Below are 25,163 nucleotides of genomic sequence, written 5' to 3'. Positions count from 1 at the left end.
CAAATCTATTTCATCCTAAACACTAACAAATCCTATGTTTTTCATCATCGTTGGAATCGTTTTACTGGTCATTGGCAATATCATTGCAAATCCCAATTTAGTATTTTCGAAATATAGCAAAGCCTTCAAAATTGGAGGTATAGCATTGGCTGGGTTGGGATTGTTTAGCTCCACTGTCAAGCAAATTGAAGCGGGTGAAGTTGGCGTTCAAAGTTTATTCGGAAGTGTAAAACCTCAGGTTTTAAACAGTGGTTTAAACTTTGTTAACCCTCTATCCAATATTTTCATCTTCGATTCCAAGACTCAAAATTACACGATGTCTGGGGTACATGATGAAGGTGACAAGGAGGGAGATGATGCCATTCGGGTACTTACAGCCGATGGACTAGAAGTGATCGTTGATCTAACCGTATTATATAAAATTTCTTCTCAAGAAGCTCCTAATATTTTTAAGGAGATTGGTTTAGACTATAAAGACAAAGTGGTCCGTCCAATCACTCGAACCAAAATTAGAGACAACGCTGTTTATTACGATGCCGTTGGTTTATTTTCAAAGAAGAGAAACGAATTCCAAAATCGTATTTTCAAAGATATCGAAGCGAATTTCAAACATAGAGGTCTTATCTTGGAACAATTATTGATTCGTAATATCACCTTACCCAACTCTGTTAAACAAAGCATCGAATCCAAAATCAATGCAGAACAAGATGCGCAAAAAATGCAGTTTGTCCTTCAAAAAGAAAAACAAGAAGCAGAACGTAAACGAGTGGAGGCGCAAGGAATAGCGGATTATCAACGAATCTTGTCCACCGGATTAAGTGACCGTCAATTACAATATGAATCAATATTGGCTCAAAAAGAATTGGCCAAATCACCCAATAGCAAAATCATCATCATGGGTAATGGAAAAAGTAGTCCAATAATCTTGGGAGGGAATTAACATACTAATTTACACAGACAAACTTATATCGCTCAATTCATTTGCCAGTTTATGTAATCCATTGGAAATTTGAACTATTTTCTTGTCCGACAAGGGTGCTAATTTCTTAGCATATTGCCTAAATAAACTTGGATTTATACCGACATAATGTTCTGCAAACGCAGATTTGTTAATTACATGGAAATAGTCAAAAAACTGTTCTAGATCCAACACATAATTCAAGGAATAATCTTGAATCTGTATCGAGTTTCCCATTTCATTTTCATAGTCCACATAGTGTTGAAATACTTCTACAAAATTGGCTTTCAACTCATTAATACTACTACCTACAGCCACCATTCCATCTATTTCTTTAGCATATGCCGAAAAACCAGTTCCTGTTTTTTCTACAATGACCGTCAAACATATTTGCGAATTCATCTTTTGAAATTTAAGAGAGTCTAATCTACTTTAATCAATACAAATCACCTAGTTAAACCTACTGCTTTTAAAATACTGGCAAAGGTTCCCTTGGCCAGTTCTTTTCCACCATGTCTCGGAATGGCCAATTGACCCAATTTTTTGTAATGCCTGTATAAATCATGATTGGCTCCATTTCTCTATAAATACCAACCATCATTTTTTAATATTTTCAACAATTCATTAACGGATGCCATTGTTTAATTAAAAATCAAAACAAGATTATCTTTTAATTAAACCTTCTAAATATATAACAAATATGTTATAAAAAAGAAAAAGATATTAAAATTAAGTCAAATAAAACATAAAAACAGTCAAAAAAAAGTGCTCCCAAATGGGAGCACTTTCAATATCAATATGTTGATTATTTCCTCAAAATGGAATGTCCCATTTTATCCCGTTTCGTTTGCAAATAATGTTGATTATGTGGATTCGGATTAATTTCAATGGGAATAGATTCAACAATTTCCAATCCATAACCCAATAAACCAGCTCGTTTTTTAGGGTTATTAGAAATTAATCTCAATTTCTTAATGCCTAAATTTCTTAAAATCTGAGCTCCTACACCATAGTCTCGTTCATCCATAGCAAAGCCTAATTCAATGTTAGCTTCCACCGTATCTCGACCCATTTCTTGCAATTTATAAGCTTTCAACTTATTCAATAAACCAATACCCCTACCCTCCTGGAACATGTATAACACCACACCTTTACCCTCTTTCTCCACCATTTCCATGGCTTTATGCAATTGAGGACCACAATCACAGCGACAAGACCCAAATATATCTCCTGTCACACAGGAACTGTGAACACGCACCATCACTTCTTCATCTTTCTCCCAAGTTCCTTTCACTAAGGCTAAATGTGTATCTCCCGTATTTTTTTGTTTAAAAGCTATCAAATCAAAATTCCCCCACTGAGTTGGCATATCTACGCCAATTTCTCTTTGAATTAAAGATTCTTTATCTAAACGATATTCTATCAAATCTTTAATGGTCACTAGTTTTAAATCAAATTTATCAGCGATTCTACGAAGATCAGCCAAACGTGCCATGCTACCATCTTCATTCAATACCTCAATTAAAACGCCTGAAGGTTGAAAGCCTGCCAATCGTGCGAAATCCATAGAAGCTTCCGTATGTCCAGTCCGACGCAATACACCTTCTGATTTACTCTTTAGCGGGAAAATATGACCAGGTCTTCCTAAATCACTCGGTTTAGTTAAAGGATCTACCAAGGCTTGAATCGTTTTAGCACGATCCGAAGCTGAAATCCCTGTGGTGCATCCATTTCCTAATAAATCCACTGATACTGTAAATGGAGTTTCATGAGAGGTAGTATTATTATCTACCATCATCTCAAGTCCTAATGCGGCACAGCGGTCGTCCGTCAAAGAAACGCACATTAACCCGCGAGCTTCACGAATCATGAAATTGACCAATTCAGGAGTTATCGCCTCAGATGCGCAAATCATATCACCCTCATTCTCTCGGTCCTCATCATCCGCTACAATGATAATTTTACCTTGTCGAATATCTTCTATCGCATCTTCAATACGATCCAATCGAATGGAATCTTCCTGCATATTTTTAAGCTTTATGAACCAAAACACAAAGGTAAGCAGATTTAGTTCCCATTTTACTACCTTTGTTAGATAATCTATCCCTTATCAGGCATGTCGATTGAAGTTACTAACCTTTCTAAAATTTACGGTTCTCAAATCGCTGTTAATTCCGTAACATTTCAAGCTTCTGAAGGTCAAATCATTGGTTTTCTAGGACCCAATGGGGCAGGAAAATCAAGTACCATTAAAATGCTGGTTGGATTAATTAAGCCAAGTCAAGGTGAAGCCAAAGTTCTTGGACTTCATGTAGCAAATCATGCCCTGGAATTAAAAAGTAAAATCGGTTATTTGGCAGAAAATAATCCACTATATCCTGACATGTATGTTCAGGAATTCCTTGACTTTATTGGTAAAATACATGGGTTTTATGCTCGTCAAAGAAAGACAAGAATAGATGAAGTTATCCAATTGGTGGGATTAGAAAAAGAGAAAAAAAAGAAGATCGGAGAATTATCAAAAGGTTACCAACAACGGGTCGGGATTGCACAAGCTATCTTTCATAACCCCTCTGTATTGATCTTAGATGAACCCACTAGTGGCTTAGATCCAAATCAAATGGCAGAAATCAGGTCCCTAATCCAATCATTAAGTTCGGGTAAAACCATCTTATTTTCTAGTCATTTACTTACAGAAGTTGAATCCATTTGTGATCGAATATTACTCATTAGCCATGGAAATTTAGTAGCAGATTGTTCGCTACAAGAAGCTCAAAATTATGCAGGGGGATTGGCTAGCTTCTTTAAAGATAAGACAGCTTAATTTAATTCAAACAAATCTGCATCGAGGTGTGCAGGGAATTTATCTCTAAAATCTATTAACAATTCCTTCGAGATGCTCGTAGTTTGTATTGTTTCTTCATTCAATAGATGTACTATTTCTTCTCCCTTAAAGGTTACAACAACTGAATCTCCTTGGTATACTAACTCATTGTTATCTTTTCCAACACGATTAACTCCCACAACGTAGGCCAAATTTTCGATGGCACGGGCTTTTAATAATGTCGACCATGCATGAGCTCGAACTGCAGGCCAATTGGCCACATAAATAGCTACATCATAAGCCATATCTACGTTTCTTGACCAAACAGGGAAACGTAAATCATAGCAAACAAACATGGCTATGTTCCAAGATTTATACGCAATAATGACCTTTTCTTCTCCTTGGCTATAGAACGTATGTTCATTACCCATTCGAAACAAATGGCGCTTATTATATGATACTATTTTTCCATCTGGAAAAACAGCGAGCATCCGATTATAAAATTGATTGTTTTCTTTGATTTTGAGACTCCCTATCATCAATACATCCAAACGATTGGCCATCATTTGCATCCATTGAACTTGTGCTCCTTTGGGAAAATCAGCTCCCTCCGAACCCATACTAAAACCTGTAAGAAACATTTCAGGTAAAACAACGACATCCGTTTTACCTTGTAAGATTTGTAATTTCTCTTCTAGAACGGCACAATTTGCGGCAGGATTCTCCCAAATCAAAGAAGTCTGCACCATACTTACCCGCAAATTGGCATTCGGGGAAACCATGTCAAATCAATTTATTTTGCAATGTAGGTATAATACACCTTTAATTTAATCTTATTTGCATTCAAAGGTACATAACGTATATTATCACCAATAATCCGGCTGTAACCTCCCGAATTACTTGTCAAAGGACTTGTCACCAAAATGGCAAAATTCTTTTTATTGTTAGCGATAATATTTTGAATAGCTGTAGTAATATTAAAACTGTAAGATTGGGAAGCTGTATTAAAACTTGCCGACTGAGCACCTGTACCACCTTCAGTCAATAAATACCTCAAGCCATACGAATTCTTTAATGTTCTATTACTAGCATCCGTTTCTACCAAAGATAGTGTACCTAAGGTTCTTGACAATTCATAACTATCTGCTGCAGGAATAACTAATTCAGCTTTATTGATAGCCACATTTTTATTCCCCTTCAGGTTCAACAAATAAGGGATTTCTAATTTGGTAGCCAAACCTGTACCTGATTGAACATAAGTCACCATATTCGACTGTGAAGCTGGTACCAAATCTCCTGGTTTCTTTAAATTAGCTAAAGCCCCTGAACGTGATGCATTTAACTGGTTAAATCGACCGTGAATTTCCGCAACTAATGCCGTAGAAAGACTAAAATAATAATTCACAGCATATTTAACCGTATCATTGGGATTATGATAATGTAAAGTCATCATCGAATAAGTCGGTGTAAAGCCTAAAATGGCAGCCTTACCCGCAGAAGTAGATTTAATATGCATTCCTTTAAAATAATCTCTAAAGGCAGCTCCACCAGCAGCAACGGACTTGTCGGTATATTTCCCCAGCAATTCCTTAGCAAAGGAAGCATTCATTTTGAAACTTAAGGTATCGTATTTCAGTGAATCGCCATTAGCTGTCTTGGCCTTAATGGGACGAGGGAAAAAAGAGTGAGTTCCAATGGGGGTCGGGTCATATGCCAAAGTGGAGGTATTAAAATAATCCACTGAACGACTCACACTGTCTTTCAAACGATAGATTGAAATAGTTTGTTTCTGCGTAGTATCTCCTACAAACGACTGATAAATCAAACTCATTTTCAATGAATCCAAGATAGAAGTCTCTTTACTTTTCAAGGTATCCACATTGGCTATTTGAGCAAATGCCGAAGCTGAAATGGTACCCAAAATAGGATCTTGATGTGATCCAACTAAAAATGCACCTGTTTGATTCGTGTAAATGGAATCAATCAAGACAGTAGATGAATGAATACTCAATGAATCAGTATAGTTCAAACCAACTTCAACACTAAACAAATCGGACCCAATTTCTTTGGGCAAATCACAAGAAGTTAGGAAAAGGGAAAGAATCCCTACCCATTTAATTGCCGGCCAATTCCAAATACAATTTTTCGAAGAAATCGAGATCATTTTCGGCAATATTTTGATAGGTTTTTGATTTAAATTCATCAATGATGGATTGGATACGGCTATTTTCCGCATTTTCTAATGATACTACTTTATCGGCATATTCTGCACCAATTTTAATGAAGGCAGAATAATCTGAATTTGCTAAACTAGTTAAATTTTCGTCTTCAATTTCTCCTAATTTCACTTTCTCTAACAAATCTTCATTAGAGAACGTAAAATCAAATTCAGAATTGTGAGGAGAGAAAATAGTTTTTGAATCTTTGAAGATTGGGTGATTTTTGTAATGGGTAGAAATGTACAAAGGTACTAAGCTCGACATCCAATCATTACAATGCACTACATCGGGTGACCAACCTAGTTTCACGACAGTCTCCAATGCTCCTTTACAGAAGAATGCAGCACGTTCATGATTGTCTTCATAGAATGCTCCTTCTTTGTCCGTTAAAACAAATTTACGCTGAAAATAATCTTCATTATCTATAAAATAAACCTGCAATTTAGCAGCAGGAATACTAGCGACCTTAATCGTTAACGGTTTTTCTTCCTCACCCATAGGGATAGTGATTCCTGATAGCCGAACTACTTCATGCAAACGGTTTTTGCGTTCATTGATAGAACCAAATCTTGGAACCAAGATTCGAATCTCCATTCCCCTCTCCTGCATCGCAGTTGGAAGGTTACGAACGAAGTCTGCAATTCTAGAGGTGTTAAGGAAAGGGTCAACCTCACTCGAAACGTAAAGAATACGTAATTTGGACATTCTAAATTGATTTAGGGGAAAATTATCCCAAAAAAACTTTGCAAAAATATAAAAATTTTATCGGATTCCAGCTATATAATTTAAGCAAAGGTCTTTATTTTGCCTTGTGATTCTCGAAATCCGTCACCACAACATGATAAAATCCATTCTTAAGTACTTATTCTCGACTTTATTAGCTGCCTCACTCTTGTATTGGGCATTTTCCAAAAGTCAACTAGAATGGGATGATATTTACCAAACTCTCTTGCACGCCAATTATAGGTGGGTAACAGTAGCTATTGTCATTTCCTTGGTATCCCATTGGTTGAGAGCCTTACGTTGGGAACAATTATTGGATAGTCTAAACTATCAACCAGGTCAAGTCAGAACCTTCTCTGCCGTACTCATTGGTTATTTTGCCAATTTCATTGTGCCAAGAATGGGCGAAGTTTCTCGTTGTGGTTCCCTTCAAAAAACAGCAGATATTCCCTTTGAAAAATCCTTTGGTACGGTTATTACTGAAAGAATTGTCGATTTATTAGGCCTAGTAGTCTTGGTTGGAATTACTTTTTTAGTCGAATGGAAACCCATCCAATCCTTCTTATTCCCACATACAGATACGCCACCTTTGACCTTAATCATGGGCTTGATTATCCTTGGTTTGATTGGACTGATCACTTTATGGTTCACCAAAGATTTTATCATAGCTAAATGGGAGGTCCTATCGAAAAGCTCTAAAGTCGGGCAAATCCTTTCTGGCTGGATTGACGGTATCATCAGCATCAAAGATGTTAAAAGACCTGGATTATTTTTAATCTATACGGTGGCCATTTGGGTCGCATATTTTTTAAATGCCTATACCCTACTTTTAGCGTTTCCAAACAGTGAAAACCTAGGTTTTTCAGCCGCATTAAGTATTTTAGTGATGGGTACATTTGGTATGGCCACTCCTACACAAGGCGGAATTGGGGCCTACCATAGTCTAGTAGCATCCACCCTATTCTTCTACCAGATTCCCATGAAAGAAGCTACCGCCTTAGCTACTTTTTTCCACGGAACTCAAATGGCCACGATCTTGTTATTCGGGGGTATTAGTTTTATTCTAACTCTTTTCTTACCTAAAAAATTAAGCAGTGTCAACTCTCAGTGAACATAAAATCCATACACTTAGTGAAGCTATTGAAATTCGCAAAGCTTGGAAAAATGACCATCAAAAAGTTGTTTTTACAAATGGATGCTTTGATATTTTACATCTAGGTCATGTCGATTACCTAGAAAAATCAAGTCAGGCAGGAGACAAAATGATTGTCGCCGTCAATTCAGATCGATCTGTTCGTGAATTAAAGGGACCTGAAAGACCCGTAAATTCGGAATATGCACGTGCCCGACTAATTGCTGCCCTAGGATTTGTTTCACTAGTTATAATTTTTGACGAGGAAACACCGTTAGAATTAATTAAAGCTCTTTTACCTGATGTATTGATTAAAGGAAACGATTATACCATTGATACCATAGTCGGTTCAAAAGAAGTATTAAAAGCAGGTGGCGAAGTAAGTACCATTGACTTAGTACCCAATTACTCAACCACTGGAATTATTAACAAACTTAAAAAATAAAAGAAATGACAGGAATCTATGTTTTAACCATCCTTTTTGGAGTTATCGGAATGATGATTTCTTGGAGATTAAAATCCAAATTCAAACAGTATTCGGAAGTCCCATTACAAAGTAATTTATCTGGCCAGCAAATCGCAGAAAAGATGCTTGCTGACCATGGAATCTACGATGTTCGGGTTATTTCTGTGGATGGACAATTAACGGACCATTATAACCCAACAGACAAAACGGTAAACCTAAGTGCAGATGTGTACCACGGCCGCAATGCAGCTTCGGCGGCAGTCGCCGCTCACGAATGCGGTCACGCTGTTCAACATGCTCAGGCTTATAGCTTTTTGCAATTTAGAAGTGCTATGGTACCATTATTGAATGTAGCCAATGGATTCATGCCTATTTTGTTGATGATTGGTATGATGATCTTGTACTCAACGGGCAATGCAACCCTATTAAGCATTGGTGTAGCTTTATTTGCATTAGCTACCATTTTTAGTTTTGTGACTTTACCTGTTGAATTTGATGCATCAAACCGCGCTTTGGCATGGATAAAAAATAATCAAATCGTTAATTCAAGTGAATATGAAATGTCTAAAGATGCCTTGTGGTGGGCAGCCATGACCTATGTAGTTGCGGCCTTAGCTATGCTGGCACAATTACTCTACTACTTGAACTTATTAGGGGGACGAAGAAGTAACGACTAAGAAAAAAGGGCCAATTGGCCCTTTTTTTATACATGCAACTTGCTCTTTCGATAACTGTAGCTAAAATAGATCACAAATCCTGCGATACACCAATACAAGAAGCGTTCCCAGTTGGTCGCTCCCATTTGTGTCATGAGATATAAATTGACTAATAAGCCTAATACTGGAATCAAAGACAAATTGACCTTATAACTGAAATAAGCTAATACAAGCCAAATAAGGAAGAATGCAGATAGTAAGAAATGATCTACTCGAGCATCGCCTACCCAATGAGCTGTCCAGTAATTTGACCAAGAATCCGCATTGGGCAAATACAAATAGATCCCAATGACAAAACTTACCCCCACCCAATATTTAGCATTGATATAAGGTATTTTGAATTTAGATTTCTTTTGGTTTTCAGGATCTAAATCTAAAATTAAGACCCCTCCACATACCAAAACAAAGGCAAATAAAGTTCCAATACTGCTTAGATTAATAACTTCTTCCAAATTGGCAAACAAGGCAGGAATACCCACTAAAACTCCTGTCATAATGGTAGAAAAAGAGGGAGTTCTGTATTTGGGATGAATATTGGAAAAGGCTTTGGGCAACAGTCCATCTCGTGACATAGTCATCCAAATACGTGGTTGCCCTAATTGATATACCAATAACGCACTTGTCAAAGCAATTACTGCACTTGCCGCTACAACACCTGCCACTCCGTGTAATCCAACCTGTGTAAACATATAGGCCAAAGGATCTTCAATACCTGCTAAGGAGGCAGATGGGACGATACCCGTTAAAACTAAAGTGACTAATACATACAATACCGTACATATAATCAAAGCCCACATCATGGCTTTGGGAATATCGCGTTGAGGATTCGTGCATTCCTCTGCTGTGGTAGAAATAGAATCAAAGCCGATATAGGCAAAACAAACTGCTGCCACACTTTTTAAAACTCCACTTATACCATTAGGAGCAAAGGGCGACCAGTTGTCAACCTGAACATAAAATGCACCTACTCCCACTACAATCATAATGACCAAAAGCTTTAGAATTACCAATATATTATTCATATTCTTGGTTTCTCGAATGCCAATGTATACCAAATACGTGATGGCCGCTGTTATTAGTAAGGCTGGAATATTGGCCACAAAATGCCATCCAAATAGAACTGGCGCTGTTGCATAGGCGGTATATCCTTCTCGAACATTGACGGATAGCGACTCGAACAACTGACCTTGCGAAAGGGCAACTTGTGCATCAGCATAAGCCCTTTTAGCTGACAAAAAATCCATAGTTAGGTAATCTGGAATATGATAACCTAGTCCTTCCATTAAATCAACAAAATATTTTGACCAAGAAATGGCCACCGCCACATTGGAAATGGCGTATTCCAACAAGAGATTCCAACCTAAAATCCAGGCAACAATTTCACCTAAACTTGTGTAGGCATAGGTATAAGCACTACCACTGATAGGAACTGTAGCTGCAAAGCGGGCATAGCAAAAAGCTGTAAACATGCAGGCTACTGCGGTAAAAACAAACAATAAAGAAACGGCTGGCCCACCATTAGCTGATGCCTGTCCAATGGCGGAAAAGATACTAGCACCAATGATAGCAGCAACCCCTAAAAAAGTTAAGTCTCGCACTCCCAAATTGCGAACCATGGATCCACCTTCCAGCTTTTCTATTTCAATTTGATCTGAAACTATTTTATCAATGGACTTTTTGCGAAAAAAAGATGAATTCATGCAATTTGATTAGTTGATGTGATGGTAAGATTAACAAAAATACATCTTTCCCTAATAAATTCTAATTTGAACGATTTACTTACCTTTGCAGGAAAGAAAGAATATGTCGGTAGCTATTGTCATTTTAAATTTTAATGGAAAGCATTTTTTAGAAAAATTCTTACCATTGGTTATAGCTACTTGTCCACCTGGTACCATCTATGTGGCAGACAATGGTTCTACGGATGATTCTTTAAATTATTTGAAAAATCAATTCCCCGAAATACCCATTTTAATTGGAGAAGGAAACTTAGGATATGCAGGTGGCTACAACCGAGCTTTAAAATCTCTTGATACAGACTATTACGTTCTAATGAATTCAGATATAGAGCCAAATAAAAATTGGCTGAATCCATTAGTAGATTACATGGAGCGAAATCCTCAAGTTGCTGCCGTCCAACCATTTATACTTGATTACCAAAATCCTGGCCAATTTGAATATGCTGGTGGAGCAGGGGGATATTGGGACAATTTAGGATTTCCATTTTGTCGAGGTAGGATATTCGATTCCATCGAAAAAAATGATGAACAATATGCCACTAGTATAGTCAATTGGGCCACAGGTGCATGTTTATTAGTTCGTTCTGAAACGTATTGGAAAGTGGGGGGCTTGGATAACTATTTTTTTGCACACATGGAAGAAATTGATCTATGTTGGAGATTTCAAAGAGCAGGATATCAAGTTGCAGCTGTGGCAGAAAGTACAGTTAAACACGTAGGAGGAGGAACTTTAGCAAAAGAAAACCCTTATAAAACCTATTTGAACTTTAGGAATAACTTGATTTTACTGTACAAAAACCTTTCAGGGTGGAAAAAATGTTTTATCATTTTACTTCGAATGGCAGCAGATGGATTAGCAGGAGTGAAATATCTATTTTCAGGTGACATAGCTTTAATTTGGGCCATTCTCAAAGCTCATTTTGCATTTTATTATTATGTGTTGTGTCAACACCCCAAACAAAACCTAGCTCCAGAATTAGTTAAGATGGAGAACATAGTTAGCTATCCCAAATCCATCATTTGGGGCTATTTTGTACAGAAAAAGAAAAAATTTACTGACTTAAAATTCTAGAATTCCCACACGGTTGGGTTATTTCTTTGTCGTAAGTATCGACGAATATTCATCCAAAAGGCTAGGATTAAATAAATAATAATGGGTGATCCCATGGTAATGAAAGACGTGTATATGAAATACAATCGGATGCTGGAGGTGGAAATTTTAAACTTCTCTCCTAATCTAGTACAAACTCCAAAAGCTTGATTTTCAACGAAATACTTTACTTTTTCCATGTAGCTAAATTTAATACCTACAAAAATATTAATTAATTAACCGTTTTAAGATAATAAATTAAAATAATTCAAATTATTATACAAATATTACAATATTAAAATAAAATAATTGATAATTTGTAATATTTAATTTGAATTTGCTTGCATGCAATTGAATTTTATATACATTTGGGCACTTAAAAGTTTTAATTCAGCAAAATTCTCGACTTCATCCCTCCTAGTATCTTCCCGGTTTACACTCCATTTGATTCTATAAGTTTGTCCCAGTCAAAATTCTTGCGTCTAAAATTCTTTAAGATTTAATTTTTAACATTAATTTTTTATGCAAACTGGTAAAGTAAAATTTTTCAACGAGACGAAAGGTTTCGGATTCATCGTTGACGATCAAACAGGTGAAGACATTTTTGTACACGTAACTGGCTTAGCTGGTGTTACGATTCGCGAAAATGACAGCGTTTCCTACGAAGTAACTGACGGAAAGCGTGGAGCTAACGCTATCAATGTAAAGAAAATCTAATTTTCTTACATGTCCTTGATTAGAGCAAATCAGTATTTTCCAATATATATTAGGTTATCCTATTAAAATTGCAACATTGATCTCTAATAAAGAGAAAAGAAAAAGCCATCCTTTGGGATGGCTTTTTTGATTTCAGACTATATTTTCTATTAGGATTCAATCCAAGCGATGACTTCTTCTTTGCTTGGCATAGCCGCTTCTATTTTTAACTTTTTACGCAAGCCACCCAAATCATTAAATACTTTATTGGGGTTGGCGGCCTTCAAAGCTTCCAAAGTCAAAATTCCCATTTTTTGTAATGCTGGGATCCAATATTCAGCTACTCCTGCTTGAACAAAATCAGCATCCGAAGAAACTTCTTTTATTACTTCAGGGCGCATTTGAGGGAAGAATAATACTTCTTGAATGGATGCTTGATTCGTCATTAACATCGTTAAACGATCAATTCCTATTCCAATACCAGAGGTTGGAGGCATGGCATATTCCAACGATCGGATGAAATCATGATCCATGACCATAGCCTCATCATCTCCTTTTTCAGCCAATCTCAATTGGTCTTCAAATCTTTCTTTTTGATCGATTGGATCATTTAATTCCGAATAAGCATTGGCAATCTCCTTACCATTCACAAATAATTCAAATCGCTCTACCAAACCTTCTTTTGAACGGTGTTTTTTGGTAAGCGGTGACATCTCAACTGGATAATCAATAATGAATGTTGGTTGAATTAAATTAGCTTCTACTTTCTCACCAAAAAGCTCGTCAATTAGCTTCCCTTTACCCATCTGCTCATCTACTTCCATTCCAAATTCTAGACATTTGGCACGTAAAGCATCCTCTGATAATACATCCACATCCACTCCAGAATACTTAAGGATTGCTTCCGAAATAGACAATTTAGGATATGGGCCAGCAAATTCAATGGCATTTTCACCTACCATCACTTTCGTATGTTGATGTAAGGTTTGTGCTACGGTTTCAAAGATTTTTTCCGTCAAATCCATCATCCAATGGTAGTCTTTATACGCTACATAAAATTCTAAAGATGTAAATTCAGGATTATGGGTACGATCCATCCCTTCATTTCTAAACATCTTTCCGAACTCATATACCCCGTCAAAACCACCTACAATTAGGCGTTTCAAATACAACTCATTGGCAATACGCAAATAAAGCGGCATGTCCAAGGTATTGTGATGCGTTTTGAAAGGTCTAGCCGAAGCACCACCATGGATCGCTTGTAATACGGGAGTTTCTACCTCTAACCAACCTCGCTCATCAAACATGGCTCGCATGGTCGATATAATTTTGGCGCGTTTGATAAAAATATCTTTAACAGAAGGATTGACTATCAAATCGACATAACGCTGACGATACCTCATTTCTGGATCAGAAAAAGCATCAAAGGTTTGTCCTTCGGCTTCTTTAACCACAGGTAAAGGCTTTAAAGCTTTCGATAACAAGGTGAATTCACGAACATGGACAGAAATTTCTCCCATTTGAGTGGTGAAAACATAACCTTTCACACCAATGATATCCCCAATATCCAACAGCTTTTTAAATACGGTATTATATAATGTTTTATCTTCTCCTGGACACAAATCATCTCTTCTAAAATACAATTGTATACGACCGCTCGCATCTTGCAATTCCGCAAAAGAGGCATTGCCCATAATACGAAATCCCATCAAGCGACCTGCCAAAGTTACATCTTGAAAATTGGCTGATTCTGGAGTATAATCTGACAAAATTTCCTTGGCATATACGTTCACGGGATATGCTTCTGCAGGATAAGGATCAATGCCTAAAGCCATCAAATCCAATCTTTTTTGTCTTCTTAGTTGTTCTTGCTCACTTAAAATCATGGGGTATTTGCTAATTTCTTGAATGAAGTGCAAAATTAACCAATTATAGCCCGATTAAAAAATTGACACCTCAATCAAGCTAAAGATTCGACATTTACTACCCATGAAAATGATAATAAAATTCACAAAAAGCTGCTAGCTACTGATTTGAGTGGGTCAAATTGACATAGTCTGACAGATATCTTGAATTTAAATTGGATAGGTGATCATTTCGACATAAATACAAATTTAAAAATCTGCCAATTCTTAAATCTTGTTAATAAAATTTAGAGTACAGAACAATGGCACACAAATTGCGTTAATTTAGCACATCTAAAATCTAACGCATTTTTAATATTATGGAAATCAAAAACCACCTTAAAACGTATGTGATTATCGCTCTTCTATCAAGCGGAATCACCCTTGGCGCCTATTCTTTATTGAACTTGGGTTCCTCGCACACCATAGGTGATGCACCTTCAGCATTTACAAGTTCTGTTTCCAACATTCAAAATGTCCCCGGAAATCCCGGTGAATTCACTTTTGCGGCAGAAAAAACAACTCCTGCGGTAGTGCATATTAAAACTAAGATGACAGCTCGCCAGAGTCGACAATCATCTAGCCCATTTGATGACTTTTTTGGATTTGGAGATCCATTTGGTGGTCGCCGTCAACAAGCTCCCCAAACTCAAGAAGCTTCTGGATCAGGGGTCATCATTAGTTCCGATGGGTATATTGTTACCAATAATCACGTTGTTCAAGAAGCAGAGGAAGTAAGCGTTATCTTAAATGACAAACGCGAATTTAAGGCTAAAGTAATTTCCACTGACCCTTCTTCCGACTTAGCTGTGATTCAAATCAAAGCAGAAAATTTACCATTCTTAACATTTGGTGATTCAGATGCACTTCGTGTGGGAGAATGGGTATTAGCTGTGGGTAATCCATTTAACTTGGAGTCAACTGTTACAGCGGGTATTGTATCTGCCAAGGGCCGTCAAAACATCATTGACCGTGACGGAGATACCAATCCTTTAGAATCATTTATTCAAACGGATGCGGCTGTAAATCCAGGCAACTCGGGTGGAGCCTTAGTTAATCTAAAAGGAGAATTAATTGGTATCAATACGGCTATCTATTCTAGAACGGGTCAATTTGCGGGGTATTCTTTTGCTGTTCCTGTGAGTATAGTTAAGAAAGTCTCTTCAGATTTGATCAAGTATGGTAATGTACAACGAGGTTTCTTGGGTGTGAGTATCAGCGAAGTAAATGCCAAATTGGCAGAAGAAAAAGACTTAAAATCGAAAGATGGAGTTTATGTAGGAGGATTCTCTGAAAATTCAGCTGCTAAAGATGCTGGTATTAAAATCAACGATGTCATCACTAAAATTGATGGTACTGATACGAAGTCTTCTTCCAAATTAATGGAGATTGTTGGTAGAAAGCGTCCAGGTGAAAGCATTTTAGTTACGGTGAATCGCGATGGTCAAACCAAAGAATTCAAAGTTACTTTGAAAAACAAAGATGGAAATACTTCAATCGTAAAAGGAGATGTTGGCGAATCAACTAAATCCGACTTCTTAGGGGCTAAATTTGGTACTATCAGTAGCGCTGATAAAGATAAATTCAAAGTAAGCAATGGTGTAAAAGTAATCGAAGTATTGACTGATGGCCGACTAGAAATGTATGGATTATCTAAAGGTTCCATTATTACTAAGATCAATGATAAGGCCGTAAGTGACCCTAAAGAAGCTGTTCAGTTATTAGAAGCACGTAAAGGCAGAATAAAACTTGAAGGTGTGGATGTGGATGGTTCCCGTTTCATTTATGTCCTGTAAAATGATTGAAAATTTAAGGTTTTGAAATCAAAAAATCCCTCGATAATTGAGGGATTTTTTTTGTTTTTGAACGCTTATTTCTAACGCTGTCAAGGTTTAGAACCTTGCCAGCGTTGAGCGTTCATAACGATTTTGAAAATAAATATGTTGTCCAAGACATTGATAATATTTCCACACAAATATTAGCACATAAAAAAAGAGCCAAGTGGATGCTCGGCTCTTTTAACTTATATTATACTAAAATTACTTTTTGTAAGTAACTGTTTTTACTGCTTGAATCGTACGCTCAATACTTGGTAAAATCTCTTCAATCAAGGTTGGGGCATATGGCAAAGGCAAATCCTTCGAGTTAACACGTACCACTGGCGCATCTAAATAATCAAATGCCCAACGTTGTAAATGATACGTAATTTCAGATGAAATAGCCGATAATGGATTAGCTTCTTCAACCACAACGCAACGATTTGTTTTCTTAACTGATTCTACCACTGTGATGTAATCAATAGGACGTACACTACGTAAGTCGATAACTTCTGCATTGATTCCCTGCTTAGTTAATTCTTCCACAGCTGGCATCACCACACGAGAAAGCATTTTACCAAAGGTTACAATCGTTACATCCTTACCTTCTTTCACGATATTAGCTTTACCAATTGGAATTAAAAATTCTCCATCTGGTACCAATCCTTTATCACCATACATCAACTCCGATTCCATAAAAATAACGGGATCATTGTCTCTAATAGATGCTTTTAATAAGCCTTTAGCATCTGCCGGATTAGAAGGAACCACTACTTTCAAGCCTGGTGTATTTGCATACCAGTTTTCAAAGTTCGACGAGTGCTGCGACGACAATTGCCCTGCATTACCTGTTGGACCACGGAAAACAATAGGACAAGAATATTGACCACCTGACATCGACATCATTTTAGAAGCCGAGTTGATAATTTGATCAATTGCGACTAAAGAGAAGTTGAATGTCATAAACTCGACAATAGGACGTAAGCCATTGGCAGCCGCTCCTACTCCAATACCTCCAAATCCTAACTCTGCAATCGGAGTGTCAATTACCCTGTCTGGACCAAACTCATCCAACATACCTTGGGAAACTTTGTATGCACCATTGTATTCAGCAACTTCTTCACCCATTAAAAAAACGGATGCATCGCGTCGCATCTCTTCTTGCATTGCCTCACGCAAGGCTTCTCTGAATTGAATCTCTCTCATAAAATGTTAAGGTGTATGAAAAAACATAACCGCGCAAAATTAGGCAAGAAAAAGCATACCACAAAACCAAAATTAGGTTCTCAAATTGCCCAATTTGAGAAATTCGTGGTATTTTTAAACTTTGATACCAATTTTACATCTTATGTCTGTACAAATAGCTTCGATTTCCACTTCATTACCCGCATTTCTCAACTCTAAAAACTATTCTAGAGTTATTGTATTGGTGGATGAGCTAACTCAAAAACATTGTTTACACAAGATTGAAAATATTCTTCCTAAAAATTACATCAAAGTGGTCATCAAATCAGGTGAGACACATAAAAACTTAACAACATGTGTGAAAATCTGGGAAGTCATGACCAAAGCCAATTTGGACAGACATGCTTTAATGATCAATTTAGGAGGCGGAGTTATTGGAGATATGGGAGGATTTTGTGCTTCCACCTACAAAAGAGGCATTGATTTCATACAAATACCAACTACCCTACTGGCCCAAGTAGATGCTAGCGTAGGTGGAAAACTAGGTATTGATTTTCAAGGATTTAAAAACCATTTAGGTGTATTTCAATTACCAAAAACGGTTTTAATTGACCCCTCTTTCTTAGAAACATTGACAGATCGGGAAAAAAGATCAGGTTTTGCTGAAATCATTAAACATTGCTTAATCCGAGATGCTGCTAAATGGACTGAAATTAGTCAACTAGATTGGCAAGAAAACGATTTTGCCACTTTAGTTGCACATTCCGTCGCCATCAAAGAAGCCATTGTTACTGAAGATCCTAAGGAAGCTGGTATTCGTAAAATTCTTAATTTAGGACATACCTTAGGACATGCAGTTGAAACATTTTTGCTAAATCAAGGCAAGAGAAAAATCTTACATGGAGAGGCAGTAGCTGTTGGAATAATCACAGAGGCATTCTTATCTTACGATCGTGGCTTAATTAGCTTATCTGAATTGGAAGATATTGAGGCTTATCTTTTTGCCACATATGGGAAAGTAACAATCAAAGAAAGTGAAATTCCAGAAATCATTCGATTGACGATGCAAGACAAAAAGAACCTCGGAAATGAGGTTCGTTTCTCTTTATTAACGGGAATTGGTGATTGTGGATATGATATTCCTGTAGGGAAATCAGAAATGAAAAAAGCCTTACAATATTACATTGGCTAACTACTCAATCACTTGAGGTACTTTAAAATAACTTTCATTGGTGTTAGGCCCTAGGTTCAACGCCTTTTGACGATCTAGCATCGCTTTAGCTTGATCTTCTCTAAAATGATTTAAAGCAGGTGTCATGTGAACTAAGGGTTCAACAGATGAAGTATCTACTGCATTCAATGCTTCCATCCAATCCAACACTTTGTTGATGGAATCCTGCATATCCTGAATTTTTTCCTCTCTAAGCTCTAAACGAGCCAAATGAGCAATTTTAATTACATCGTCCTTATTTACTTTCATCGTTCTTAGGATTTAATTTTTTGTCATCTGGCATTTCTTTATCCAAAAATGCATTCAGTGCATCGCGATTCAAGGTCGACGTAATTTGTCCAAATGAATCAATGTTCATCTCAAAGCCCGCCAAATCTGGATGTACTTTGGGAGCTTTTTCCTTTACTTTCTTTGATTTATCTTTCATATCAAATCGTTGGGAATTTTTCTAAAGCTTTATTTAGTCTTGCTAACACTTGATCTTTCCCCCAAAGTTCCAAGGAAATCATTAAATCTGGGCCCGCTCCTTTTCCGCTCATTGCTACTCGAAATAACTGCATCACCTTACCCATTTTGATTCCTGCTTGCTCTAAACATTGGTGAATACAATGTTTGATTTCTTCAGCATGCCAATCTTGACATTGAGGTAATGCTGCCCCAATAAGTTCCAAAGCTTGTTTGGTTTCAGCATTCCATTTTGAAGCCAATACTGCAGCATCGTAACTTTCAGGAAATTCAGAAAATTCTTGTACCATTTCACCTAATTGCTGAGGAAAAGTAATTCGATCCAAAAACAAATGCACAAAAGCTTCTCCCTTCTCTGATTCAATAGTTGGCAAATATACAGAAGCTAACTCCTTGGCATCATGCTGTTTCAAATACTGTTCATTAAACCATTGGGCCTTTTTAACATCGAATTTTGCGCCAGCTTTATTGATTCTTTCCAAAGAAAAAGCGGTAACTAATTCATCCAATGAGAAAAGCTCTTGCTCCGTCCCCGGGTTCCATCCCAAAAAGGCCAAGAAATTCAAGGTAGCTTCTGGCAAATATCCTTCTTGCTTAAACCCTTTCGAAATTAATCCTGTTTGAGGGTCATTCCATTCCAATGGAAACACGGGAAAACCACCTAAATCAGCATCTCGCTTAGAAAGCTTTCCATTCCCTTCTGGTTTAAGTAATAGAGGTAGGTGAGCAAATTGTGGAGGATTCCAACCAAACGCTTGATATAACAATATATGTAAAGGAGCCGAAGGCAGCCATTCTTCCCCACGAATCACATGAGTAATCTGCATAATATGATCATCCACCACATTGGCAAGATGGTATGTTGGCATTCCATCTGACTTCATTAATACTTTATCATCAATGCTAGAAGTATGCACATGTACCCAATCACGTATCACATCTTGAAAACGAATTTCCCCTTTAGCAGGTACCTTCAAACGAATAACGTAAGGGGTATTGTTGGCTAATAACTGATCCACTTCTTCTTTAGAAAGTGCCAACGAATTTCTCAATTTAACGCGTGTAACCGCATTGTATTGAAAGGCTGATCCTTGACTTTCAAAAGTGGTACGCATGGCGTCCAATTCTTCCGAGGTATCAAAGGCATAATATGCTTTTCCTGATTGAATTAATTCATCCGCATAGGTCTTATAAATATCCTTTCTTTCACTTTGACGGTATGGTTCATAAGGTCCACCTACACCTATTCCTTCGTCAGGTGAAATCCCTAACCAAGCTAAACTCTCCAATATGTATGCTTCAGCACCAGGAACAAAACGTGCTTGATCAGTATCTTCAATACGTAAAATGAAAGTCCCTCCCAATTTACGAGCTAGTAAAAAATTATATAAGGCTGTTCGAACTCCACCAATATGTAATGGACCTGTAGGGCTGGGAGCAAAACGAACACGTACTGAATTAGGCATATGAATTTATTTATGGGCAATACAAGAAATTTCTACACGAACATCTTTGGGTAAACGAGCTACCTCCACCGTTTCTCTTGCGGGCGGATTAATAGAAAAATACTGGGCATACACCTGATTAATCTGAGCAAAATGATTCATGTCTTTAACAAAAATGGAACATTTAACTACATCTTGATAGTCATAACCAGCCTCTTTCAAAATATAACCCAGGTTTTTTAATACTTGATGGGTTTCTTCTTCAATATCTCCTCCAGCTTCCAATACTGAAATAGCAATTTGACCTGAAACATATAAGGCTCCATGAATGGCAACCGCTTGAGAATAGGGGCCAATTGCTGCTGGAGCTGATTCCGATAAAATTATTTTTTTTGTCATACCTTTGAAAAAAGAAATGCAAGTTACCAAAAAAATAAGGATTTACTGAATCTAAGACGAGCTTTCTCCCTAAAATATGCTTTCAAAAATCCATCCATTTATTAGCAAAAACAAAGGAATTGGCTACATGCTTTTATCCTCTTTGTGCTTTGCCATGATGTCGGCCATGGCCCAAAGGATGAGTAAATTTTTCCCTTCCGTCGAACTGGTTTTATTTCGAAATGCCGTTGGCTTACCTTTTTTAATACTAAGCCTTTGGCAAAAACCTGCGCTACAAACAGGTGGAAAATTAGGATTCCTAATATTCCGAGGTTTATTGGGGGCTTTTACCTTGTATTGTTTGTTTTATGCATTAGAACACCTTGGATTGTCGTTAACGAATACGTACGGACAAGCATTTCCTCTTTTCATTGCCATATTTACCTTTATTTGGATCCCTACAGAAAGTTTAAAAAGCAAACAAGTCTTATATCTCTTGATGGGCTTCATGGGTATTCTATTGATCTTTCGACCTTCAGCCGACAAACATTGGCAAAACCATTCAGTCGGATTATTATATGCTATGGGTACCGCATTAGGTTACATGGCAATAAAGGAAGCTCAGAAATATTATGATTCTCGCTGGGTTATATTTTCCTTCATGGCGGCAGGTTTTATGGCATCTTGTATCTCTTTAATCTTAGGAACTTGGGGAAATTTGCCTAATAGTTTTTGGTCTGGCCAATGGGTTAGCCCTCAAGGAACTCAATACATCGAGATTATCATCATGGGACTTTTAGCCTTGGGTGTTCAAAGTTTCACGACCCAAGCTTTGCGATTTGAGAAAACGAGTATTGTAGGTGCTGTGGGAAATAGTGCCGTCTTGTTTTCTATCTTAATAGAAATCATCTTAGGCCATGGCCTGCCAGACATGGTTGTGATGATTGGAATGGCTTTAGTCATTGTGGGAAGCTACCAAATCTCCAAAAAATAAAACCTTGAATTCGTTTGTAATGCTATCGAGGTAAACGAAAAAAGGCCAGCAAATGAAATTATTTGCTGGCCTTTTGAGCTTTCAAATCAAAGTATGAATTAAGCTGTAGCTGAATTCATTACTTCCGTTTGTTTACGGATAGATTCTAAGTGAACCAATTTGAATAATTCTTCTACAAACTCAGGATATAAACCTAAGCCTTTAGCTTGATTAGCACGATCTCCGTGTAATTGCTTCCAACGATCTAATTGCAATACAGCAACATTGTTATCACGCTTATATTCTCCTAATTTCTCAACAACTGCCATACGAGCTGTTAATACTTCTAACAATTCACGGTCGATATTATCAATTTTCTCACGCAACGCAGCTAATTCATCTGAGAAATCTGCACCATAATTCGCTTTTCTAACTTCTAATTCGCGCAACATCTCTCCTAATTTCTCTGGAGTAACTTGTTGTGAAGCATCTGACCAAGCAGCATCTGGATCACGGTGCGTTTCAATGATCATACCGTCATAATTCAAATCCAAGATACGTTGAGATAACTCCATCAACAACGCACGCTTACCAGCCATGTGAGATGGATCTCCGATAATTGGCATTTGAGGGAATAAACGCTTCAATTCAACAGCCATAGCCCACATAGGTGAATTACGGTATTTCGTTTCTTGAGCATTAGAAAAACCACGGTGAATAGCACCTAATTTCTTAATTCCAGAACCTTGTAAACGTTCGAATGCACCTACCCAAAGAGCTAAATCTGGGTTAACAGGGTTTTTTACCAATACGGGGATATCAACTCCTTTTAATGCATCGGCTAAATCTTGTACGTTAAATGGATTAACGGTAGTACGAGCACCAATCCACAAAACATCGACGCCATATTTCAAAGCTAATTCGATATGCTCAGGAGTGGCTACTTCAATAGCCAATGGTAAACCTGTTTCTTTCTTTGCTTCAACCAACCACTTTAAAGCTGGCTCTCCCATGCCTTCAAAGCTTCCTGGACGAGTACGAGGTTTCCAAACACCAGCACGCATAATATGCGCATAGCCTTCCGCTTTGATACGACGGGCTGTCTCTAATACTTGATCCTCAGTTTCAGCAGAACAAGGTCCCGCTATGATAAGCGGCTTGCCATCTGTCTGAATCCATTCTTGCATCGGCACTACTTCTAAATTGGCATTCATAAATTTGGATAGATTAAAAGAGCCTAAGCTCAAAACTGTTTTAATATTAATATTCTTGTGTTACAGATTCGGTTAAAATTTATTCACTTATATTTGCAGGCAATTTAAAAAAAATGACCCACCAAACATCTTCGAAAAAGTTGAAAAAGCTATCTTTTGAGGACACCCAAATCGCCTTTGCTTCTAAAAGCGATTTTCAACTCCGCAAGTCCTATTGGATATTTGCGATAATGAACCAAAATTGGCTTGTAAAGTTAGGGACTTTTTTCATCAAATTATTCCTTTTCTTGCATTTACCTGTTAAAAAAATAATAAAAACTACTCTTTTTGGCCAATTTTGTGGAGGAGAGTCGATACAGGAATGCCAAACAACCATCCAAGAACTGGATAAAGCTCATATCGGCACAATCCTTGATTATTCGGTTGAGGGGGAAGAAAACGACAAATCTTTCCAATTAACTAAGAATGAAATCCTTAAAACTATTGTCCAGTCACATGAGAGTAGCGCAATACCCTATGCTGTTTTCAAAATGACAGGGATTTTCAATAGCGAGCTATTAGAAAAATACCAAACAGAAAAAGGACTAACAGAAGAGGAAGAAATTGACTTCCTAAAAAGCAAGGAATATCTCATCGAAATTTGCCAAGAGGCATACAATCAACAAGTTAGGCTATTCATTGATGCTGAGGAGAGCTGGATTCAAAATACGATTGATGAATTGTGTTATGAAATGATGCAGCGCTACAATCAAAAGACAGCCATTATTTTCAATACATTCCAAATGTATCGGGTAGATATGTTGGAGAATTTACATCATGCCATTCAGGTAGCAATAGATCAATCCTATTTCTTGGGAGTTAAATTAGTTCGGGGAGCCTATTTAGAAAAAGAGCGTTTGAGAGCCCATGAGGATGAATATTCTGAGCCTTTACATAAAGAAAAAGAAGCAACTGACCGTGATTTTAACTTAGGAATTCAAGCCTGTTTAGATCATTTGGAACAAGTTCATTTCTGTGTAGGAACACACAATGAGCAAAGTTGTCAATTGCTTTGTCAATGGATGGAAGAAAAAGGAATTTCACAAAATCATCCACATATCTACTTTGCACAATTATTGGGCATGTCAGATAATATATCTTATAATTTAGCGTCTTCAGGATATAACGTAGCCAAATATGTACCATATGGTCCAGTTTCTTCCGTTATGCCTTATTTATTTCGCCGAGCTGAAGAAAACAGTTCCATTGCGGGCCAAACATCGAGAGAATTTGCCCTTTTACAAAAAGAAGTGAGCCGAAGAAAAAACCTATGAAGTTGAAAAATTACCGCTATTTTTTAGTCAGCATTGCTATTATATTGATCGATCAAGCCATTAAATTATCGGTACATTTTTTCATGGAGCCTGGCTATTTTGGTCAAATTGAAGTCTTAGGCAGTTATTTCAAATTACATTACACGCTAAACCCAGGAATGGCATTTGGGATTCAACTCGGTACTATTTACGGCAAACTCATGCTTACCAGTTTTCGTATCATAGCGATGTTTGGAATTGGTTATTACCTCTACAGTTTCACCAAGAAAAAAATGCATGCTGGTTTACTAGTGTGTATGGGCTTGATTTTAGGTGGGGCCATTGGAAATTTAATTGATTCTATATTTTACGGAGTTTGGTTTAATAATGCTCCTGCCAATGCTCCGATGACTTGGTTTCACGGACAAGTAATTGATATGTTTTTCTTTGATATCTGGGAAGGTATTTTACCTAATTGGATCCCAATTTGGGGAGGCAGTTATTACTCCACTCCTATCTTTAATTTTGCCGATGCATCTATTTTTTGCGGTGTGGTCATTTTTCTTTTTTTTCAAAATTCATTCTTAGAAAAACATCAGGTGAAAGAAAATCATGACATATCATCTGAATCTGCCGAATTGAAAGAACACGAAGATACTATGCTTTAGAATCTAAGGTGGATTTGGTATATTCAAG

General features: G+C 37.2%; 26 protein-coding genes and 1 pseudogene. 12 read left to right on the top strand and 15 right to left on the bottom strand.

The window, feature by feature from the left end; all coding sequences use genetic code 11:
- Nucleotides 1–34 precede the first annotated feature (34 nt).
- The gene (locus EWU22_RS06295; RefSeq protein ID WP_130924871.1) at nt 35–940 is read left to right on the top strand and encodes a prohibitin family protein; all 906 of its coding nucleotides are present in this window, start codon (nt 35–37) and stop codon (nt 938–940) included.
- A gap of 9 nt (nt 941–949) precedes the next feature.
- On the opposite strand, the gene EWU22_RS06290 is transcribed toward EWU22_RS06295, so the two are convergent.
- The 3 genes and pseudogenes from EWU22_RS06290 to EWU22_RS06280 form a co-directional block, all read right to left on the bottom strand.
- A complete protein-coding gene (locus EWU22_RS06290; protein WP_130924870.1) occupies nt 950–1,360 on the bottom strand; it encodes a hypothetical protein in 411 nt (136 codons plus the stop codon).
- A gap of 44 nt (nt 1,361–1,404) precedes the next feature.
- Nucleotides 1,405–1,521 (bottom strand): annotated as a pseudogene (locus tag EWU22_RS13605) (type II toxin-antitoxin system HicA family toxin); the annotation flags it as partial.
- Nucleotides 1,522–1,763: 242 nt separating this feature from the next.
- Nucleotides 1,764–2,984, bottom strand: coding sequence for a bifunctional 3,4-dihydroxy-2-butanone-4-phosphate synthase/GTP cyclohydrolase II (locus EWU22_RS06280; protein WP_109322479.1), 1,221 nt, complete (start codon nt 2,982–2,984; stop codon nt 1,764–1,766).
- Nucleotides 2,985–3,074: 90 nt separating this feature from the next.
- On the opposite strand from EWU22_RS06280, the gene EWU22_RS06275 reads away from it, so the two are divergent.
- Entirely contained in the window at nt 3,075–3,782 is a 708-nt protein-coding gene (locus tag EWU22_RS06275) for an ABC transporter ATP-binding protein (RefSeq protein ID WP_130924869.1), read from the top strand.
- On the opposite strand, the gene EWU22_RS06270 is transcribed toward EWU22_RS06275, so the two are convergent.
- The 3 genes from EWU22_RS06270 to EWU22_RS06260 are packed head-to-tail and all read right to left on the bottom strand — an operon-like array spanning nt 3,779 to nt 6,706.
- A complete protein-coding gene (locus EWU22_RS06270) occupies nt 3,779–4,564 on the bottom strand; it encodes an amidohydrolase (RefSeq protein ID WP_130924868.1) in 786 nt (261 codons plus the stop codon). The two genes, EWU22_RS06275 and EWU22_RS06270, sit on opposite strands and share 4 nt — an antisense overlap.
- An 11-nt stretch (nt 4,565–4,575) precedes the next feature.
- Complete coding sequence (locus tag EWU22_RS06265; protein ID WP_161566804.1) at nt 4,576–5,856, bottom strand: DUF4270 family protein; 1,281 nt, start codon at nt 5,854–5,856, stop codon at nt 4,576–4,578.
- Between the two features lie 40 nt (nt 5,857–5,896).
- Nucleotides 5,897–6,706 carry a glycogen/starch synthase gene (locus EWU22_RS06260; protein ID WP_109322475.1) on the bottom strand — a complete coding sequence of 270 codons (810 nt, stop codon included), beginning with the start codon at nt 6,704–6,706 and terminating at the stop codon, nt 5,897–5,899.
- A gap of 133 nt (nt 6,707–6,839) precedes the next feature.
- Here EWU22_RS06260 and EWU22_RS06255 point away from each other — a divergent pair, with 133 nt between their 5' ends.
- Genes EWU22_RS06255 through EWU22_RS06245 form a run of 3 tightly spaced genes read left to right on the top strand, consistent with a single transcriptional unit; the run spans nt 6,840 to nt 8,999 of the window.
- Complete coding sequence (locus EWU22_RS06255) at nt 6,840–7,835, top strand: lysylphosphatidylglycerol synthase transmembrane domain-containing protein (protein ID WP_130924866.1); 996 nt, start codon at nt 6,840–6,842, stop codon at nt 7,833–7,835.
- The gene (gene rfaE2, locus EWU22_RS06250) at nt 7,819–8,301 is read left to right on the top strand and encodes a D-glycero-beta-D-manno-heptose 1-phosphate adenylyltransferase (RefSeq protein ID WP_130924865.1); all 483 of its coding nucleotides are present in this window, start codon (nt 7,819–7,821) and stop codon (nt 8,299–8,301) included. The genes EWU22_RS06255 and rfaE2 overlap by 17 nt, the downstream gene beginning before the upstream one ends.
- A 5-nt stretch (nt 8,302–8,306) precedes the next feature.
- Nucleotides 8,307–8,999 (top strand): zinc metallopeptidase, encoded by a 693-nt coding sequence (locus EWU22_RS06245; RefSeq protein WP_130924864.1) that lies wholly within the window; start codon nt 8,307–8,309, stop codon nt 8,997–8,999.
- Between the two features lie 26 nt (nt 9,000–9,025).
- On the opposite strand, the gene EWU22_RS06240 is transcribed toward EWU22_RS06245, so the two are convergent.
- Nucleotides 9,026–10,738: an amino acid permease gene (locus tag EWU22_RS06240; protein ID WP_130924863.1), complete on the bottom strand. Its 1,713-nt coding sequence runs from the start codon at nt 10,736–10,738 to the stop codon at nt 9,026–9,028.
- 103 nt (nt 10,739–10,841) lie between these two features.
- Here EWU22_RS06240 and EWU22_RS06235 point away from each other — a divergent pair, with 103 nt between their 5' ends.
- Complete coding sequence (locus EWU22_RS06235; protein ID WP_130924952.1) at nt 10,842–11,849, top strand: glycosyltransferase family 2 protein; 1,008 nt, start codon at nt 10,842–10,844, stop codon at nt 11,847–11,849.
- Here EWU22_RS06235 and EWU22_RS06230 read toward each other — a convergent pair.
- Nucleotides 11,846–12,067: a PspC domain-containing protein gene (locus EWU22_RS06230; RefSeq protein ID WP_109322469.1), complete on the bottom strand. Its 222-nt coding sequence runs from the start codon at nt 12,065–12,067 to the stop codon at nt 11,846–11,848. The two genes, EWU22_RS06235 and EWU22_RS06230, sit on opposite strands and share 4 nt — an antisense overlap.
- A gap of 322 nt (nt 12,068–12,389) precedes the next feature.
- On the opposite strand from EWU22_RS06230, the gene EWU22_RS06225 reads away from it, so the two are divergent.
- Nucleotides 12,390–12,584 carry a cold-shock protein gene (locus tag EWU22_RS06225; RefSeq protein ID WP_109322468.1) on the top strand — a complete coding sequence of 65 codons (195 nt, stop codon included), beginning with the start codon at nt 12,390–12,392 and terminating at the stop codon, nt 12,582–12,584.
- A gap of 149 nt (nt 12,585–12,733) precedes the next feature.
- Here the strand turns inward: EWU22_RS06225 and lysS are convergent, their stop codons facing one another.
- Nucleotides 12,734–14,449 (bottom strand): lysine--tRNA ligase, encoded by a 1,716-nt coding sequence (lysS, locus tag EWU22_RS06220; RefSeq protein WP_130924951.1) that lies wholly within the window; start codon nt 14,447–14,449, stop codon nt 12,734–12,736.
- A 338-nt stretch (nt 14,450–14,787) separates the two neighbouring features.
- On the opposite strand from lysS, the gene EWU22_RS06215 reads away from it, so the two are divergent.
- Nucleotides 14,788–16,263 (top strand): Do family serine endopeptidase, encoded by a 1,476-nt coding sequence (locus EWU22_RS06215; protein ID WP_231962781.1) that lies wholly within the window; start codon nt 14,788–14,790, stop codon nt 16,261–16,263.
- A gap of 243 nt (nt 16,264–16,506) precedes the next feature.
- Here the strand turns inward: EWU22_RS06215 and EWU22_RS06210 are convergent, their stop codons facing one another.
- Nucleotides 16,507–17,490: a pyruvate dehydrogenase complex E1 component subunit beta gene (locus tag EWU22_RS06210; RefSeq protein ID WP_109322467.1), complete on the bottom strand. Its 984-nt coding sequence runs from the start codon at nt 17,488–17,490 to the stop codon at nt 16,507–16,509.
- Nucleotides 17,491–17,632: 142 nt separating this feature from the next.
- Between EWU22_RS06210 and aroB the strand changes: the two genes are divergently transcribed.
- Nucleotides 17,633–18,661, top strand: a complete 1,029-nt coding sequence (gene aroB / locus EWU22_RS06205) for a 3-dehydroquinate synthase (RefSeq protein ID WP_130924862.1) — start codon at nt 17,633–17,635, stop codon at nt 18,659–18,661.
- Here aroB and gatC read toward each other — a convergent pair whose 3' ends face one another.
- Genes gatC through EWU22_RS06185 form a run of 4 tightly spaced genes read right to left on the bottom strand, consistent with a single transcriptional unit; the run spans nt 18,662 to nt 21,009 of the window.
- Complete coding sequence (gene gatC, locus EWU22_RS06200) at nt 18,662–18,949, bottom strand: Asp-tRNA(Asn)/Glu-tRNA(Gln) amidotransferase subunit GatC (RefSeq protein WP_130924861.1); 288 nt, start codon at nt 18,947–18,949, stop codon at nt 18,662–18,664.
- Nucleotides 18,936–19,127 carry a hypothetical protein gene (locus tag EWU22_RS06195; RefSeq protein ID WP_130924860.1) on the bottom strand — a complete coding sequence of 64 codons (192 nt, stop codon included), beginning with the start codon at nt 19,125–19,127 and terminating at the stop codon, nt 18,936–18,938. Before EWU22_RS06195 ends, gatC begins: the two co-directional genes overlap by 14 nt.
- 1 nt (nt 19,128) lies before the next feature.
- A complete protein-coding gene (gltX, locus tag EWU22_RS06190) occupies nt 19,129–20,631 on the bottom strand; it encodes a glutamate--tRNA ligase (protein WP_130924859.1) in 1,503 nt (500 codons plus the stop codon).
- A 6-nt stretch (nt 20,632–20,637) separates the two neighbouring features.
- On the bottom strand, nt 20,638–21,009 hold the full coding sequence (locus EWU22_RS06185) for a Rid family detoxifying hydrolase (protein WP_130924858.1): 372 nt from the start codon (nt 21,007–21,009) through the stop codon (nt 20,638–20,640).
- A 76-nt stretch (nt 21,010–21,085) separates the two neighbouring features.
- Between EWU22_RS06185 and EWU22_RS06180 the strand changes: the two genes are divergently transcribed.
- Entirely contained in the window at nt 21,086–21,982 is an 897-nt protein-coding gene (locus tag EWU22_RS06180) for a DMT family transporter (RefSeq protein WP_130924857.1), read from the top strand.
- 98 nt (nt 21,983–22,080) lie between these two features.
- Here EWU22_RS06180 and EWU22_RS06175 read toward each other — a convergent pair whose 3' ends face one another.
- The gene (locus EWU22_RS06175; RefSeq protein WP_109322460.1) at nt 22,081–23,175 is read right to left on the bottom strand and encodes a chorismate mutase; all 1,095 of its coding nucleotides are present in this window, start codon (nt 23,173–23,175) and stop codon (nt 22,081–22,083) included.
- 140 nt (nt 23,176–23,315) lie between these two features.
- Between EWU22_RS06175 and EWU22_RS06170 the strand changes: the two genes are divergently transcribed.
- Both EWU22_RS06170 and EWU22_RS06165 read left to right on the top strand, forming a co-directional pair.
- Nucleotides 23,316–24,488, top strand: a complete 1,173-nt coding sequence (locus EWU22_RS06170) for a proline dehydrogenase family protein (protein WP_317127103.1) — start codon at nt 23,316–23,318, stop codon at nt 24,486–24,488.
- Between the two features lie 2 nt (nt 24,489–24,490).
- The gene (locus EWU22_RS06165) at nt 24,491–25,135 is read left to right on the top strand and encodes a lipoprotein signal peptidase (RefSeq protein WP_130924949.1); all 645 of its coding nucleotides are present in this window, start codon (nt 24,491–24,493) and stop codon (nt 25,133–25,135) included.
- Nucleotides 25,136–25,163: the final 28 nt, after the last annotated feature.

Origin of the sequence: Aquirufa nivalisilvae, from assembly GCF_004307455.1 — a bacterium.
Lineage (GTDB): Bacteria > Bacteroidota > Bacteroidia > Cytophagales > Spirosomataceae > Aquirufa > Aquirufa nivalisilvae.
This window is presented reverse-complemented; position numbering and strand designations above follow the sequence as displayed.

What these genes read in the sequence shown, in the direction of transcription:
- EWU22_RS06295 (WP_130924871.1), top strand. Translation starts at nt 35, where the DNA reads ATGTTTTTCATCATCGTTGGAATCGTTTTACTGGTCATTGGCAATATC.
- EWU22_RS06290 (WP_130924870.1), bottom strand. Translation starts at nt 1,360, where the DNA reads ATGAATTCGCAAATATGTTTGACGGTCATTGTAGAAAAAACAGGAACT.
- EWU22_RS06280 (WP_109322479.1), bottom strand. Translation starts at nt 2,984, where the DNA reads ATGCAGGAAGATTCCATTCGATTGGATCGTATTGAAGATGCGATAGAA.
- EWU22_RS06275 (WP_130924869.1), top strand. Translation starts at nt 3,075, where the DNA reads ATGTCGATTGAAGTTACTAACCTTTCTAAAATTTACGGTTCTCAAATC.
- EWU22_RS06270 (WP_130924868.1), bottom strand. Translation starts at nt 4,564, where the DNA reads ATGGTTTCCCCGAATGCCAATTTGCGGGTAAGTATGGTGCAGACTTCT.
- EWU22_RS06260 (WP_109322475.1), bottom strand. Translation starts at nt 6,706, where the DNA reads ATGTCCAAATTACGTATTCTTTACGTTTCGAGTGAGGTTGACCCTTTC.
- EWU22_RS06255 (WP_130924866.1), top strand. Translation starts at nt 6,840, where the DNA reads ATGATAAAATCCATTCTTAAGTACTTATTCTCGACTTTATTAGCTGCC.
- EWU22_RS06245 (WP_130924864.1), top strand. Translation starts at nt 8,307, where the DNA reads ATGACAGGAATCTATGTTTTAACCATCCTTTTTGGAGTTATCGGAATG.
- EWU22_RS06240 (WP_130924863.1), bottom strand. Translation starts at nt 10,738, where the DNA reads ATGAATTCATCTTTTTTTCGCAAAAAGTCCATTGATAAAATAGTTTCA.
- EWU22_RS06235 (WP_130924952.1), top strand. Translation starts at nt 10,842, where the DNA reads ATGTCGGTAGCTATTGTCATTTTAAATTTTAATGGAAAGCATTTTTTA.
- EWU22_RS06230 (WP_109322469.1), bottom strand. Translation starts at nt 12,067, where the DNA reads ATGGAAAAAGTAAAGTATTTCGTTGAAAATCAAGCTTTTGGAGTTTGT.
- EWU22_RS06225 (WP_109322468.1), top strand. Translation starts at nt 12,390, where the DNA reads ATGCAAACTGGTAAAGTAAAATTTTTCAACGAGACGAAAGGTTTCGGA.
- lysS (WP_130924951.1), bottom strand. Translation starts at nt 14,449, where the DNA reads ATGATTTTAAGTGAGCAAGAACAACTAAGAAGACAAAAAAGATTGGAT.
- EWU22_RS06215 (WP_231962781.1), top strand. Translation starts at nt 14,788, where the DNA reads ATGGAAATCAAAAACCACCTTAAAACGTATGTGATTATCGCTCTTCTA.
- EWU22_RS06210 (WP_109322467.1), bottom strand. Translation starts at nt 17,490, where the DNA reads ATGAGAGAGATTCAATTCAGAGAAGCCTTGCGTGAGGCAATGCAAGAA.
- aroB (WP_130924862.1), top strand. Translation starts at nt 17,633, where the DNA reads ATGTCTGTACAAATAGCTTCGATTTCCACTTCATTACCCGCATTTCTC.
- gatC (WP_130924861.1), bottom strand. Translation starts at nt 18,949, where the DNA reads ATGAAAGTAAATAAGGACGATGTAATTAAAATTGCTCATTTGGCTCGT.
- EWU22_RS06195 (WP_130924860.1), bottom strand. Translation starts at nt 19,127, where the DNA reads ATGAAAGATAAATCAAAGAAAGTAAAGGAAAAAGCTCCCAAAGTACAT.
- gltX (WP_130924859.1), bottom strand. Translation starts at nt 20,631, where the DNA reads ATGCCTAATTCAGTACGTGTTCGTTTTGCTCCCAGCCCTACAGGTCCA.
- EWU22_RS06185 (WP_130924858.1), bottom strand. Translation starts at nt 21,009, where the DNA reads ATGACAAAAAAAATAATTTTATCGGAATCAGCTCCAGCAGCAATTGGC.
- EWU22_RS06180 (WP_130924857.1), top strand. Translation starts at nt 21,086, where the DNA reads ATGCTTTCAAAAATCCATCCATTTATTAGCAAAAACAAAGGAATTGGC.
- EWU22_RS06175 (WP_109322460.1), bottom strand. Translation starts at nt 23,175, where the DNA reads ATGAATGCCAATTTAGAAGTAGTGCCGATGCAAGAATGGATTCAGACA.